Source organism: Kitasatospora sp. NPDC018619 (assembly GCF_044391605.1).
Lineage (GTDB): Bacteria > Actinomycetota > Actinomycetes > Streptomycetales > Streptomycetaceae > Kitasatospora.
The window spans coordinates 364,817-381,767 of record NZ_JBISAI010000005.1 but is presented as its reverse complement, the minus strand read 5'-3'; the positions used below and the strand labels follow the sequence as shown (position 1 = coordinate 381,767).

At 74.5% G+C, this 16,951-nt stretch carries 1 protein-coding gene (only partly in view); it reads left to right on the top strand.

What is annotated here, in order from left to right; all coding sequences use genetic code 11:
* Positions 1-16,951, top strand: partial view of a non-ribosomal peptide synthase/polyketide synthase gene (locus ACH5AR_RS10715; RefSeq protein WP_396301010.1) — the 3' portion only. Its footprint begins 6,671 nt before the window's first position; 16,951 of the gene's 23,622 nt are visible here — the last part of the coding sequence; its start codon lies beyond the left edge, outside the window; its stop codon occupies positions 16,949-16,951.

The window sequence follows — 16,951 nt, the reverse complement described above, 5'->3', positions numbered from 1 at the left end:
ACGCCACGAGATCCTCCGCACCGGCTTCGACCTCACCGGCTACTCCCAACCCCTCCAACTCGTCCACACCACCACCGCCATCCCCGTCACCGTCACCGACCTGCGCCACCTCGACGAGGCGGCGCAGGAGGAGGCGGTCGCCGCGAGCGTGGCCGAGGAGCGCGCGACGCCCTTCGACCTCGCACAGCCCCCGCTGATCCGCTTCGCGGCGCACCTGCGCGGCGAGACGGACTGGCACCTCGTCTTCACCCACTCGCACCCGATCCTGGAGGGCTGGAGCCACCACTCCCTGCTCACCGAGCTGTTGGACGTCTACGGGCAGATCCGCGACACCGGCGCGGCCGCGGCCGTCGAGCCGGTCCCGGGCCGGTACGCGGACTTCGTCGCGGGCGAGTTGGAGGCGTTGGCGGACGCCGACGACCAGGCCTACTGGCGCGGCATCGTCGACGGCTACGCGACCTTCGCCCTGCCCACGGGCTGGGGTGACGGGCCGGACGCGCCGCTCGCGGCCCACCGGGTCTCCGTACCGGTCCACGACCTGGAGGAGCGGCTGCGCACGCTGGCCGGCGACACCCGGGCCTCGCTCAAGAGCGTGCTGGTGGCGGCGCACCTCAAGGTGCTCTCCCAGCTGACCTTCGAGCCGGCCTTCTCCAGCGGCCTGGTCGCCGACGCCCGCCCCGAACTGCGCGGCTCGGCACGGGTCTACGGCATGCACCTCAACACCGTGCCGTTCGCCTTCGACACGCGGACCGCGCGCACCTGGCGCAAGCTGGTGGCCGCCGTCTTCGACCGCGAGCTGGAGTTCTGGCCGCACCGGCGCTTCCCGCTGCCGGCGATCCAGCGCCTGGCCGGCGGACGGCAGTTGCTCGACGTCTACTTCAACTACCAGGACTTCACCCAGGCGGACAGCACGCTGGTCGACTACGTCGGCGAGCTGGACGACAGCCCCACCGAGTTCCCGCTCACCGTCTCGACGCGCGGGGGGCACCTCGTGCTCGCCGCGAGTGGTCGGGTGCTGAGCCGCGCGAACACCGAGCGGATCGCGGCGATGTACCGGCTGGTGCTGGAGGCGATGGCGGCCGACCCGGAGGGCGACGCCAGGGCCGTCCACCTGCCCGAGGGAGAGCGCGAGCGCGTCCTGGAGGCCTGGAACGGTTCGGCCACCGCTTCGGCCGCCGGGTGCGTGCCGGAGCTGTTCGCGGCCCGGGTGGCCGCCACGCCGGACGCCCTCGCCGTCGTCAGCGGCACCACGACCCTGACCTATGCCGAACTCGACGCCCGCTCCAACCAGTTGGCACACCACCTGCGAGCCCTGGGCGTGGCCCCGGGCGACGTGGTGGGCGTGCTGCTGGAGCGCACGGCCGAGCTGCCGGTCGCCCTGCTGGCCGTCCAGAAGACCGGCGCCGCCTACCTGCCGATGGATGCGGCCCACCCGGCGGCCCGACTGGCCTACCTGGTCGAGGACGCCGACCCGAGCGTGCTGGTGACACAGGAGTCACTGAGCGAGGTCGCGGCCGACTGCTACCGCGGCCAGGTGGTATTCGTCACGGACGAAGCCGTCAACTCCGCCTCGATCGAGGGTGGTTGGGCGCCGGTCGATCCGGCGGCGGTCGCCTACGTGCTCTACACCTCCGGCTCCACCGGCCGCCCCAAGGGCGTCCAGATCCCCCACGGCGCCCTGGGCAACCTCCTCGTCGGCATGCGCCGCGTCCTCGGCACCTCCCGGACCGGCACCGAGACCTGGCTCGCCTCCACCTCCGTCTCCTTCGACATCTCCGGCCTGGAGCTCTACCTCCCCCTCGTCGACGGCCACCGCCTCGTCCTCGCAGCAGACGAAGAGCGCGACGCCGAATCCCTGCTCCACCTCATCCACACCCACGGCATCACCCACGTCCAGGCCACCCCCTCCGGCTGGAAACTCCTCCTCGACGCCGGCTTCACCACCACCGACGTCACCGCCCTCGTCGGCGGCGAGGCCCTGCCCGTCGAACTCGCCCGCGACCTGCGCGCCCGCACCACCCGACTGGTCAACGTCTACGGCCCCACCGAGACCACCATCTGGTCCACCACCTGGGACGTCCCCACGGACACCGAGACCGTCTCCCTCGGCACCCCCCTCGACAACACCCAGCTCTACATCCTCGACAGCCACCTCCAGCCCGTCCCCCTCGGCGTCGTCGGCGAACTCTGCATCGCCGGCGCCGGGGTCGCCCAGGGCTACCTGGACCGCCCCGACCTCACCGCCGACCGCTTCGCCCCCAACCCCTTCGGAACACCCGGCACCCGCCTCTACCGCACCGGCGACCTCGTCCGCCGCCTCGACGACGGCACCATCGAGTTCCTCGGCCGCACCGACCACCAGGTCAAGATCCGCGGCTACCGCATCGAACTCGGCGAGATCGAAACCCGCCTCACCACCCACCCCGGCATCCACGACGCCGCCGTCATCGCCCGCACCGAAGGCAACGGCGACACCTGGCTCGTCGCCTACCTCATCCCCACCGGAGATGAACCGGACGCAGCCGAACTACGCGCCCACCTCCGCGAAGTACTCCCCGACTACATGGTCCCCGGCGCCTTCGTCGCACTCGACGCCTGGCCCCTCAACTCCGCCGGCAAGCTCGACCGCAAGGCCCTCCCCACCCCCGACCGCACCGCCGAGGCACCCTTCGTCGCCCCCCGCACCGAAACCGAAGCCCGAATCGCCCAGGCGTGGTCCACCGCGCTCGGCATCCCCCGGGTGAGCGTCGAGGACACCTTCTTCGACCTCGGCGGCGACTCCATCCGCGCGGTCTCCGTCGTGGGCGCGCTCAAGGCCGCGGGCTTCAGCCTCACGGTCCGCACGATCTTCAAGTACCAGACCGTCGCCGAGCTGGCGGACCATCTCGCTCCGGCAGCCACTGCCGCGGCGGCCGATCAGGAGGACAAGGTGTCGAAGGCAGGAGCTGGAACCGGAACCGCGCCGGACGCCGCGGAGGCGCTCGCCGGCGCGCTGCGGGCGGCCGGCTTCGACATCGGCTCGGGTGACCTCCTCCAGCAGGCGTCCGTCGCCGATCTGCTGGCCATGATGAACAGCAGCGCCGCTGCCCAGGCTCAGCCCGCCCCCGCGGAGGCGCCGGCGCCCGTCGCGCCCGCCACGGTGGCCCCGTTCGCGCTCGTCCCGGCCGAGGACCGGGACCGGCTCCCGACCGGTGTGGTGGACGCCTACCCGCTTTCGCAGGTCCAGGTCGGCATGGTCGTGGAGGCCCTGCTGGAGGACGGCGGGGACGACTACCACCGGGTCACGTCCTTCCGGGTCCGGGACGAGCTGCCCTTCGACGCGGCCGCGCTCCAGGAGGCGGCGCGGATCGTGCTCGCCCGGCACGAGGTGCTGCGCACGTCGATCGACCTGACCACCTACTCCGTGCCGATGCAGCTGGTGCGGGCCGCCGCCGACATCCCCGTCGTGGTCCGGGACCTGCGGGCCCTGGACGCGGAGGACCGGCAGCGGGCGATCGGCGCCTTCGTCGCGCAGGAGGAGGGCGCGCCGTTCGACCTGGGCCGGGCACCGCTGCTGCGGGTCGCGGGCCTGGTCGAGAGCGACGACGCGTGGTGGCTCGGGCTGACGCACAGCCACATCGTCCTGGAGGGGTGGAGCCACCACTCGCTCCTGATGGAGCTCACCGCCGTCTACCGCGCCGTCCGGCAGGGCGGGGACCCCGACGACGGCTACGAGCCCGTCGAGGCGCGGTTCGCCGACTTCGTCGCCGGTGAGCTGGAGTCGCTGGCCGACGAGGCCGACCAGGACTTCTGGCGCGGCATCGTGACCGAGCACCCCGCCGTGACGGTTCCGTCCGGTTGGGGCGACGAGGCCGCCGCCGAGGGCGCGCAGCACCGCGTCCCGGTCGGCTACCAGGACATCGAGCCCCGGCTCCGTGCCCTGGCCGGCACGGCGCGGGTCTCGATGAAGAGCGTGCTGCTGGCGGCGCACCTCAAGGTGATGAGCCAGCTGACGGACGAGCGGACGTTCACCGCGGGCCTGGTCTTCGACGCCCGCCCCGAGCTCGATGGCGCCGACCGCGTGTACGGCATGCACCTCAACACCGTGCCGTTCCTGCACGACCGTACGGCCGGCACCTGGCGCGAGTTGGTGGCCGCCGTCTTCGACCGCGAGCTGGACCTCTGGGCGCACCGGCGCTTCCCGCTGCCGGCGATCCAGCGGTTGGCGGAGGGGCAGTCGGTCGTCGACGTGCTCTTCACCTACCAGAACTACCACCAGGTCGACACCGACCTGATCGACGTCGAGGCCGGCCTCGGTGCCGCCGCCTCCCAGTTCCCGCTGGCCGTCTCCACGTTGGCCGGTCATGTCATCCTGACCGCCGACGGCAAGGCGCTGACCCTCGCCAACACCGAGCGGATCGCGGCGATGTACCGGCTGGTGCTGGAGGCGATGGCGGCCGACCCGGAGGGCGACGCCAAGGCGGTCCACCTGCCGGAGGACGAGCGGGTCCTGGTGGTGTCGGGTGGGAACGACACCACGACCGACGTCCCCGCCGGGTGCGTGCCGGAGCTGTTCGCGGCCCGCGTGGCCGCCACGCCGGACGCCCTCGCCGTCGTCAGCGGCACCACGACCCTGACCTATGCCGAACTCGACGCGCGCTCCAACCAGTTGGCACACCACCTGCGAGCCCAGGGCGTTGCCCCGGGCGACGTGGTGGGCGTGCTGCTGGAGCGCACGGCCGAGCTGCCGGTCGCCCTGCTGGCCGTCCAGAAGACCGGCGCCGCCTACCTGCCACTGGACCCGTCCCACCCGGTGGAACGCCTGAGCGGCACGCTGTCCGACGCCCGGGTGCGCGTGCTGGTGGCCGCCTCCACCCCCGAGTGGTTCCCCGGCACGGTGGCCCTCGCGGCCGGCGAGGCCGTGAACGCCTGCTCCACCGAGGGCGGTTGGGCGCCGGTCGATCCGGCGGCGGTCGCCTACGTGCTCTACACCTCCGGCTCCACCGGCCGCCCCAAGGGCGTCCAGATCCCCCACGGCGCCCTGGGCAACCTCCTCGTCGGCATGCGCCGCGTCCTCGGCACCTCCCGGACCGGCACCGAGACCTGGCTCGCCTCCACCTCCGTCTCCTTCGACATCTCCGGCCTGGAGCTCTACCTCCCCCTCGTCGACGGCCACCGCCTCGTCCTCGCCGCAGACGAGGAACGCGACGCCGAATCCCTGCTCCACCTCATCCACACCCACGGCATCACCCACGTCCAGGCCACCCCCTCCGGCTGGAAACTCCTCCTCGACGCCGGCTTCACCACCACCGACGTCACCGCCCTCGTCGGCGGCGAAGCCCTCCCCGTCGAACTCGCCCGCGACCTGCGCGCCCGCACCACCCGACTGGTCAACGTCTACGGCCCCACCGAGACCACCATCTGGTCCACCACCTGGGACGTCCCGGCCGAGGCGAAGGCGGTCTCGATCGGCGGACCGATCGACAACACCCAGCTCTACATCGTCGACGCCCTGCTCCAGCCGGTGCCCGTCGGTGTGGTGGGTGAGCTCTGCATCGCGGGCGCCGGGGTCGCCCAGGGCTACCTCGACCGCCCCGACCTCACCGCCGACCGCTTCGCCCCCAACCCCTTCACCCCCGACGGCACCCGCCTCTACCGCACCGGTGACCTGGTGCGCCGCCTGGACGACGGCACCATCGAGTTCCTCGGCCGCACCGACCACCAGGTCAAGATCCGCGGCTACCGCATCGAACTCGGCGAGATCGAAACCCGCCTCACCACCCACCCCGGCATCCACGACGCCGCCGTCATCGCCCGCACCGAAGACAACGGCGACACCTGGCTCGTCGCCTACCTCATCCCCACCGGAGATGAACCGGACGCAGCCGAACTACGCGCCCACCTCCGCGAAGTACTCCCCGACTACATGGTCCCCGGCGCCTTCGTCGCACTCGACACCTGGCCCCTCAACTCCGCCGGCAAGCTCGACCGCAAAGCCCTCCCCACCCCCGACCGCACCACCGCGGCACCCTTCGTCGCCCCCCGCACCGAAACCGAGGCCCGAATCGCCCAGGCCTGGGCCGACGCCCTGGGCGTCGAGCGCGTCAGCATCGAGGACAGCTTCTTCGACCTCGGCGGCGACTCCATCCGCGCCATCGTCCTCGTCGGCGCCGTCCGCGCCGCCGGCTACCAGGTCGCCGTCCGCGACGTCTTCGAACACCGCACCGTCGCCGAACTCGCCACCCACGTCACCGCCCAGGCCCAACCCGTCACCGAAGAGACCTTCACCCAACCCTTCGCCCTCATCACCGACACCGACCGCACCGCCCTGCCCCCCGGCACCACCGACGCCTACCCGATCTCCCAGGTCCAACTCGGCATGCTCGTCGAAATGGCCCTCGACGACGACCAGCTGACCTACCACAACGTCGACGCCTTCCGGATCCGCGACGACCACCCCTTCGACGCCACCGCCCTCCAACACGCCGCCGACACCCTCCTCCGACGCCACGAGGTCCTCCGCACCGGCTTCGACCTCACCGGCTACTCCCAACCCCTCCAACTCGTCCACACCACCACCGCCATCCCCGTCACCGTCACCGACCTGCGCCACCTCCACGGTGAGGCGTTCGACGCCGCACTGCGCGCGGTGAACGCCGAGGAGAGCGGCACGCCGTTCGACCTGGCACGGCCGCCGCTGTTCCGGGTCCGCGCGGCCGTCGAGGACGGCTCGGCCTGGTGGCTGGTGCTGACCCACGCCCACCCGATCCTGGAGGGCTGGAGCTACCACTCGCTGATGGCCGAACTGCTCGCCCACTACCGGGAGTTCCTGGACGGCGGCGAGCCCGGCGACGGCGCCGGGCAGCACACCGGTGCCCGCTACGCGGACTTCGTCGCCGCCGAGCTGGCCTCCCTGGAGGACGCCGGCGACCAGGCCTACTGGCGCGGCGTCGTGGACGGCCACGAGCCGTTCGCCCTCCCGGCCGGCTGGGGCAGCACCCCGGGTGCGGCCCGCGGCGAGTACGAGGCCTTCCAGGTGCACGTGCCCGTGCACGACCTGGAGGAGCGGCTGCGCGCGCTGGCCGTCTCCGCCGGCGCCTCGCTCAAGAGCGTGCTGCTCGCCGCCCACCTCAAGGTGTCGAGCCAGCTCACCGAGGCCCCGGCCTTCTTCACCGGCCTGGCCTTCGACGCCCGCCCCGAGCTGCGGGGCGCGGACCGGGTCGCGGGGATGCACCTCAACACGGTGCCCTTCGCCCACGACCGCTCGGCCCGCACCTGGCGTGAGCTGGTGGCCGCCGTCTTCGCCCACGAGATGGGCCTGTGGCCGCACCGGCGCTACCCGCTGCCGGCTATCCAGCGCGAGGCGGGCGGCCGGCGGCTGATCGACGTCATCTTCAACTACCTGGACTTCCACCAGGTGGACACCGACCAGGTGGACGTCGGGGCGAGCATCGGCACCGGCTTCACCGAGTTCCCGCTGGCCGTCATCGCCAGGGCCGGCTACCTCGGCCTGCGCACCGACACCCGCCACCTCGGCCGGGCCGAGGCCGAGCGGATCGCCGCGATGTACCGGCTGGTGCTGGAGGCGATGGCATCCGACCCGGAGGGCGACGCCAGGGCCGTCCACCTGCCCGAGGGCGACCGGGCGCTGCTGCTGCCGCCGGCCGCCCCCGTCGCGCCCGTCACCGCGACCGTGCACCGGGCCTTCGAGGCCCGGGCGGCCGCGACGCCCGACGCGGTGGCCGTCGTCGCCGACGGCCGGAGCCTCACCTACGCCGAGCTGAACGCCGAGGCCAACCGGCTCGCGCACCACCTGCGGGCGCTCGGCGTCGGTCCGGAGGACGTGGTCGGCGTCTGCCTGCACCGCGGCCCCGCGCTGGTGCCCGCCCTGCTCGGTGTGCTCAAGTCCGGCGCGGCGTACCTGCCGATGGACCCGGTCCAGCCGGCCGGCCGGCTGGCCTTCATGGCCGAGGACCTCGCCCCGTGCGCGGTGGTCACCGAGACCGCGCTGGCCGACCTGGCCGGCGCCGCCTTCGACGGCCCGCTGGTGGTCGTCGACGACACCGCGGAGCTGGCCGCGCGCCCCGCCACCGACCCGGCGCCCGCCGGGCACCCGGACAACCTCGCGTACGTCATCTACACCTCCGGCTCCACCGGCCGCCCCAAGGGCGTCGGGGTCACCCACGCCAACGTGGGCCGGCTGCTGCGCTCCACGGCGGAGCGGTTCGCGCTGGACGCCGAGCAGGTCTGGGCGCTGCTCCACTCGTACGCCTTCGACGTCTCGGTCTTCGAGCTCTGGGCCGCCCTGCTGCACGGCGGCCGGGTGGTGGTGGTCCCCGCCGACACCGCCCGGGACTCCGACGAGCTGCTCGACCTGCTGGTGGCCGAGCGGGTGACGGCCGTGCTCAGCACGCCGTCCGCCTTCCGCGGCATCGTCGCGGCCGTCGAGCAGGGCGACCCGCGGGTCGACCGCCTCGCCCTGCGCGCGCTGTTCTTCGGCGGCGAGAAGCACACCGGCGCCTGGCTGGCGCCGTGGACCGAGCGGTTCGGCACCGACGCCCCCGAGCTGGTCAACGTGTACGGGCCCACCGAGGCCACCGTGCAGGTGACGCACCACCGGATCACCCCGGCCGACCTGGCGGACCCGGCGGGCATCCCGCTCGGCCTGCCGCTCGGCGACACCCGGGCGCTGGTGCTCGACCAGGACGGCTTCCCCGTCCCGGTCGGCGTGCCCGGCGAGCTGTACCTGGGCGGCCCGGCGGTGGCCCGCGGCTACCTCGCCCGCCCGGCGCTGACCGCCGAGCGCTTCGTGCCGGACCCGTACGGCCCGGCCGGCTCGCGGCTCTACCGCACCGGCGACCTGGTGCGCACCCTGGCCGACGGCGGCCTGGACTTCCTCGGCCGCACCGACGACCAGGTGAAGGTCCGCGGCTACCGGGTCGAGCCGGGCGAGATCCAGGCCGTGCTGGCCGAGCACCCGGCCGTCCGCGAGGCGGTCGTGGTGGCGGACACCTCGGCCCCGGGCGGTGCCCGGATCGTGGCGTACGCCGTGCCCCGCGCCGTCGGCGGGCTGCCGGCCGCCGCCGAGCTGGCCGAGCACTGCCTGGCCCGGCTGCCCGAGTACATGGTCCCGGCGGCCTTCGTCGCGCTGGAGCGCGTCCCGCTGACCGCCAACACCAAGATCGACTACCGGGCGCTGCCCGCCCCCGACTGGGCGGCGCTCGGCGCCGAGCAGCCGTACACGGCGCCGCGCACCGAGGCGGAGGGCCGGATCGCGGCCGTCTGGGCCGAGGTGCTCGGCCTGCCCCGGGTCGGCGTCGAGGACTCCTTCTTCGACATCGGCGGCGACTCGATCCGTGCCGTCTCGCTGATCGGCGCGCTGCGCGCGGCCGGCTTCCCGCTCACCGTCCGCGACGTCTTCGCCCACCGCACGGTCGCCGGCCTGGCCGCCGCTGCCGCCGCCGACCCCGGCGCCCCGGCGGCCGGGCCCGCCCCGGTCGAGCCGTTCGCGCTGCTGACCGACGCGGACCGGGCCGCGCTGCCGGCCGGCCTGGCCGACGCCTACCCGGTGTCGCAGGGCCAGCTCGGCATCCTGGTCGAGATGCTCGCCGACACCGGCGAGAACCGCTACCTCAACGTCAACGCCTTCCGGATCCGCGACGGCAGGCCCCTCGACTCCTCGGCGCTGGCCCGCGCCGCGCAGCTGCTGGCCGCCCGCCACGAGGTCCTGCGCACCGGCTTCGAGCTCACCGGGTACTCGGTGCCGCTCCAGCTCGTCCACGCCGAGAGCGCGATGCCGGTCGAGGTCCGCGAACTGCGCGGGCTGGACGGGCCTGCCGTGGACGAGGCCGTGCGCGCCTTCGTCGCCGAGCAGCGCGCCACGCCGTTCGACCTGGCCACGCCCTCGCTGCTGCGGGTCTCCGCGCTGGTGGAGTCCGACCGGGCCTGGTGGCTGGGCCTGGCCCAGAACCACGCGATCACCGAGGGCTGGAGCCACCACTCCCTGCTGATGGAGCTGCTGGACGTCTACCGGACCCTGCGGGACGGCGGCGAGGCGGTCGAGCCGCCGCGCCCGGCCGTCCGGTACGCGGACTTCGTCGCCGCCGAGCTGGAGTCGCTGGAGTCCGAAGCCGACCAGGCGTACTGGCGCGGCATCACCTCCGCGTACGAGCCGTTCGCGCTGCCGGCCGGCTGGGGCGACGCCGCGGGCGAGCCCGAGCCGTTCCTGGTGCGCGTCCCCTTCGCCGACGTCGAGCCGGGCCTGCGGGCGCTGGCCCGGTCGGCCGGGGCCTCGATGAAGGCCGTGCTGCACGCCGCGCACCTCGCGGTGCTGAGCCGGCTCACCGACGAGCGGGCCTTCGCCACCGGCCTGGCCACCGACGCCCGCCCCGAGGCGCTGGGCGCCGAGCGGGTGCTGGGCATGCACCTCAACACGGTGCCGTTCGCGCTCGACCGGGCCGAGCGGACCTGGCGCGAGCTGGTCGCCGCGGTGTACGCCCGGGAGGCCGAGCTCTGGCCGCACCGCCGCCACCCGCTGCCGGTGATCCAGCGGCAGGCCGGCGGCCAGCGGCTGATCGAGGTCGCCTTCAACTACCAGGACTACAAGCAGGTCGACACCGAGCTGATCGACCTCGGGGCGAGCACCGGCGACGGCTCGACCGAGTTCGCCCTGATCGTCACCACCCTGAACGGCAACCTCAGCCTGGCCACCCACACCGGCGTGCTGAGCCGCGCCGAGGCGGACCGGCTGGCGGGCATGTACCGCTCGGTGGTGCTGGCGATGGCCGCCGACCCGGACGGGCCCGCGCTCGCCGCGCTGCCGGACGGCGAGGAGGAGCTGCTGCGCACCTGGGGCGCCACCCCGGGCGCGCCGGTCACCCGCTCGGTGACCGAGCTCTTCGCCGACCGGGTGGCCGCCGCCCCCGCGGCGGTCGCGGTCGGCGCCGCCGGCGTCGAGCTGGACTACGCCGAGCTGGACGCCCGGTCGAACGCCCTGGCGGCCGAGCTGCGCGGGCTCGGCGCGGGCCCCGGCACCGTGGTCGCCGTCGCCCTGGAGCGCTCGGCCGAGCTGCCCGTCGCGCTGCTCGGCGTGCTGAAGTCCGGCGCCGCCTACATGCCGCTCGACCCGTCCTACCCGGCCGACCGGCAGGCCTTCATGCTGGCCGACTCGGCCGCCGCCGCGCTCGTCACGGCCGCCCACCTGACGGCCGACCTGCCCGCCTGGGACGGCCCCGCCGTGCTGCTGGACGCCACCGCCCCGTACGAGCGCACCGCTCCCCCGGCGGGCCACCCGGCCCCCGAGGAGCTCGCCTACATGATGTACACCTCGGGCTCGACGGGCACGCCGAAGGCGACCGCCGTCCCGCACCGGGCAATCGTCCGGCTGGTCGGCGGCACCGAGTACCTGGGCCTGGCCGCGGACGACGTGGTCGCCCACGCGGCCAGCGTCTCCTTCGACGGCGCCACCGTCGAGGTCTGGGGCGCGCTGCTCAACGGCGCCCGCCTCCAGGTGCTGGACCGGGACACCGTCCTGGACCCGCACGCGCTCACCGCCGAGGTGCGCCGGCGCGGCGTCACCGCACTGGTGCTCACCACCTCGCTCTTCAACCACGTGGTCCGCACCGTGCCGCACGCCCTGGCCGGCCTGCGCACCGTCGTCTTCGGCGGCGAGGCGGCCGACGCCGCCACCGTCCGGGCGGTCCTGCGCGAGGGCGCCCCCGGGCGCCTGCTGCACGGCTACGGCCCTACCGAGAACACCACCTTCTCCTCCGTCCACGTGGTCACCGCCCTCGCCGAGGACGCGGCCACCGTGCCGATCGGCCGCCCGATCGACAACTCCCACCTGTACGTCGTCGACAGCGGGCTGCGGCTGGTGCCGCGCGGCGTGCCCGGCGAGCTGTGCGTGGGCGGCGCGGGCCTGGCCCACGGCTACCGGGGCCGGCCCGGCCTGACCGCCGACCGCTTCGTGCCGGACCCGTTCGGCGCCCCCGGCGCCCGGATGTACCGCACCGGCGACGTGGTCCGCTGGCTGCCGGACGGCACCCTGGACTTCGTCGGCCGCGCCGACCACCAGGTCAAGCTGCGCGGCTACCGGATCGAGCTCGGCGAGATCGAGGCCGCGCTGCTCACCCACCCGGCCGTCGCCAACGCCGCCGTGGTGCTCCGCGAGGACGCCCCGGGCGACCGGCGGCTCGCCGCGTACGTCGTCCCGGCCGGGCAGGAGCGGCCCGAGCCGGCCGCGCTGCGCGAGCACCTGCTCCTGTCGCTGCCCGACTACATGGCCCCGGCGGCCTACGTCGCCCTGGAGCGCGTCCCGCTCACCGCCAACGGCAAGCTGGACGTGCGCGCGCTGCCCGCGCCGGACGCCGGGGCGTTCGCCTCGGCCGGCCCGGGCCTCGCCCCGCGCACCCCGGACGAGGCCCGGATCGCCGCGGTCTGGGCCGAGGTGCTCGGCCTGGCGGCGGTCGGCGTCGAGGACTCCTTCTTCGACCTCGGCGGCGACTCGATCCGCGCCGTCACCCTGGTGGGCGCGCTGAAGGCGGCCGGCTACGACCTGACGGTCAGCGAGGTCTTCGCGCTGCGGACGGTCGCCGGGCTGGCCGAGGCGGTCGCCGACCGGGCCGCCGTCGAACTGCGCTACGTCGAGCCGTTCGAGCTGATCGGCCCGGAGGACCGCGCGGCCGTCCCGGCGGGCGTCACCGACGCCTACCCGCTCTCGCAGATCCAGACCGGCATGCTGGTCGAGCTGCTGGCCGACTCGGGGGCGAACAACTACCACAACACCACCTCCTTCGAGATCCACGACGGGCGGCCGTTCGACCTCGCCGCGATGCGCGAGGCGGCCCGCCTGGTGGTCGCCCGGCACGAGGCGCTGCGCACCTCGATCGACCTGGACGGCTACTCGGTGCCGATGCAGCTGGTGCACGCCACCGCCGAGATCCCGGTGGCGCTGCACGACCTCACCGGGCTGGACGAGGCCGAGGTGCACCGCCGGGTGCTGGAGCTGAGCAACCGGGAGCAGCACACGCTGTTCGACGTCAGCCGGGCGCCGCTGGTGCGCATCGCCGTCACCCGAAGCGACTTCGGCTGGCGGATGTTCCTCAGCCTGAACCACACCATCCTGGAGGGCTGGGGCCACTACACGCTCTGGATGGAGCTGCTCACCACCTACGCGACCGTCCGCGACGGCGGGGTGCCCGTCGAGCCCGAGCGCCCGCAGGTGCGGTTCGCGGACTTCGTCGCGGGCGAGCGCGAGTCGCTGGCCTCCCCGGCCGACCGCGCCTACTGGCACCACGTGGTCAACGACTACCCGCAGTTCTCGCTGCCCTCCGCCTGGGGCGACCACGAGGCCCCGGCCCGGACCTTCTCGGTCGCCGTCTCGCTGCACGACATCCAGGACGAGCTGAAGGCGGTCGCCGCCCGCGCCGACGTCTCGGTGAAGAGCGTGCTGCTCGCCGCGCACCTCAAGGTGATGGGGCAGCTCACCGAGGAGCGGGACTTCTTCACCGGCCTGGTCTGCGACTCCCGCCCGGAGGCGCCCGGCGCCGACAGGGTGTACGGGATGTACCTGAACACGCTGCCGATCGCCCACACCGGCGGCGCCCGGACGTGGCGCGAGCTGGTCGCACGGGTCTTCGCCCGCGAGGTCGAGCTCTGGCCGCACCGCCGGTTCCCGCTGCCCGAGGTCCAGCGCGAGGCGGGCGGGCGCCGGGTGATCGACGTCTTCTTCAACTACCTGGACTTCCGCCAGATCGACACCGAGCTGATGGACATCGGCACCAGCCTGCGCGAGGGCGGCACCGAGTTCAGCCTGTCCGTCACCACGATGGCCGGCGAGCTGGGGCTGCTCACCAACACCCGGGTGATGACCCGGGAGCAGGCGCAGCGGCTCGGGGCGACGTACCGGCTGGTCCTGGAGGCGATGGTCGCCGACCTGGACGGCGACGCGCTCGCCGCCTACCTGCCCGCCGAGGAGCGGGAGACGGTGCTCGGCGAGTGGAGCGGCGGCACCGGTGCCGCGTTCGACGCCCGGCCGGTGCACCGGCGCTTCGCCGCCCAGGCGGCGCTGACGCCCGACGCCGTCGCGGTGCGCACGGACGGGCGGACGGTGAGCTACGCGGAGCTGGACGCCGCGGCCAACCGCCTGGCCCACCACCTGCTGGAACTGGGCGTGCGGCGCGGGGAGTTCGTCGCCGTGCTGGCCGACCGCGACGAGCGGCTGCTCACCGCCGTGCTCGGGGTGCTCAAGGCCGGCGCGGCCTACCTCCCGCTCGACCCGGAGACCCCGGCCGAGCGGCTGGCCCACCAGCTGGCCGACTCGGCGGCCCGGGTGCTGATCACCCGTCAGGACCTGCTCGCCGTCCTGCCGGAGCACTCCGCGCGGACCGTCCTGCTGGACCGGGACGCCGAGGCCGTCGCGGCCCGCCCCGCGCACGACCCGCTGGTCGAGACCACCGCCGACGACCTGGTCTACACCATCTACACCTCGGGCTCGACCGGCCGCCCCAAGGGCGTCCTGGTCACCCACGGCGGCCTGGCCAACTACCTGGACTGGGCTTTGAGTTACTATGGCATGGCCGGTGCCGGCGGGGCGCCGATGTTCGGCTCGATCGCCTTCGACCTGGCGGTTCCCAGCTTCCTGCTCCCGCTGGTCTCCGGCCGGGACGTCACCATGGTCCCGGGGGACCGCGGCCAGGAGGCGCTCCCCGCGCTGCTCCGCGAGGACGGCGACTTCAGCATCGTCAAGATCACGCCGGCCCACCTGGACCTGGTCGCCACCGAGATCGGCACCCCAGGCGGCATCGACTCGGTGCGCACCTTCGTGGTGGGCGGCGAGGAGATGAAGCCCGAGATGGTCGCGGCCTGGCGCCGGGTCGCCCCCAACGCCCGGATCATCAACGAGTACGGCCCCACCGAGACGGTCGTCGGCTGCGTCGTCCACGACGCCACCGGCACCACCGACCAGGCGGCGCCCGTCCCGATCGGCCGGCCGATCACCAACACCGAGGTCTACGTGCTCGACGCCACGATGCAGCCGGTCCCGGCCGGCGTGGTCGGCGAGCTCTACCTCGGCGGCAACGGCGTCGCCCGCGGCTACCACGGCCGCCCGGACCTGACGGCCGAGAAGTTCGTCCCGCACCCCTACGCCACCGCCCCCGGCGCGCGGCTCTACCGCACCGGCGACCTCGCCCGGTTCCGGCCGGACGGCAGCCTGGACTTCCTGGGCCGCCGCGACGACCAGGTGAAGATCCGCGGCTACCGGGTCGAGCCCGGCGAGATCGAGGCGACGCTGCTGCTCGCCCCCGGCGTGCGCGACGCCGTCGTGCTGGCCCGCGAGGACCGGCCCGGCGAGCGCCGGCTGGTCGGGTACGTCGTCCCCGAGCCGGGCGCCGACCCGCGGCCCGCCGAGCTCGCCGAGCACCTGCGGCGCACCCTGCCCGCCTACATGGTCCCGGCCGCCTTCGTCCTGCTCGACCGGCTGCCGCTGGCCGTCTCCGGCAAGGTCGACCGCCGCCGCCTGCCCGCCCCCGACCTCGCCCCGCTCGGCTCCGACGTCCCGTACGTCGCGCCGGCCACCGAGACCGAGCGGCTGCTCGCCGACATCTGGGCGACGGCGCTGGGCGTGGAGCGGGTCGGCCGCGACGACAGCTTCTTCGCCCTCGGCGGGGACTCGATCATGGTGCTGCCGGTCATCTCCGCGGCCCGCAGGGCCGGCCTCGCGGTCTCGCTGCGCACCCTGTACGAGAGCGAGACGCTCGGCGAGCTGGCCGCGGCGGTGGCCCCGGCCGCCCCCGCGCCCGCCGCCGACGCGGACGCGCTGGCCGCCGCCCTGGAGCTGGTGCTGGCCAACCAGGACGCGCTCGGTCTGCGGCTGGTCCCGGAGCGGGCGCCCGAACTCCCCTCGCCGGAGCAGGTGATGGCCGAGCACGGCGTGCCCGGGGCGAGCATCGCGGTGATCCGCGACGGCGAGCTCGCCGAGGTGTACGGCTACGGCGTCCTGCGCTCCGGCGAGGACGCGCCCGTCACGCCCCGCACGCGCTTCCCGGCCGGCTCGATCAGCAAGCACGTCTCGGCGCTGGGCGTGCTGCGCCTCGCCGAGCTGGGGCTGGTCGACCCGGACGCCGACGTCAACACCTACCTGACGTCCTGGCGGGTCCCGGCGGCGGGCGTGACGGTCGACCACCTGCTGCGGTTCACCTCCGGGGTGACCACCCCGCCGACCGACCTGGCCAACCACTACTACCGGCGCGGCGACGCGCTGCCGACGGCCGCCGAGATCCTGCACGGCCGGGCCCCGGCGAAGACCCCGCCGGTGACGGTGGACGGCGCGCCCGGCACGGTGTTCCTGAAGAACAACGTCGCCTACACCGTCCTCCAGCAGCTGATGGAGGACGTCACCGGCGGGCACTTCCCGGACTTGATGCGGGAGTTGGTGCTCGACCCGCTGGGCATGGCGGACAGCGCCTACGTCGTCGACCCGACGGCCGTCCCCGGGCCGCCCGTCGCCGTCGGCCACGACGAGCACGGCGTGCCCCGCCCCGACGGCTGGGCCGCCCACCCGGACACCGCCGCCGCCGGGCTGTGGACCACCGCCGCCGACCTCGCCCGGGTCGCCGTGGAGATCCGCCGGGCCCACCGCGGCGAGCCCTCCCGGGTGCTCGGCCGCCGCCTCGCCGAGCGGATGCTCACCCTCGTCGAGCCCGCCCGCTTCTACGGGACGGGCAGCCTGGTGGACGAGTCCGGCGGCGACCTGGACTACGGCCACACCGGACAGACCGACGGCTACCGCGCCATGACGATCAGCCAACTGCGCGCCGGGAGCGGGGTCGTGGTCCTGACCAACGCCGACTCCGGCCGCGAGGTCCTCAAGTACGTGATGGCCGCCGCCCGCGCCCAGGGCCGCTGGTCCGGCGCCGGCGAGATGACCCGACTGTGGGAGGCCGGCCGGGTCAACCCCGCCGCCCAGGACTGA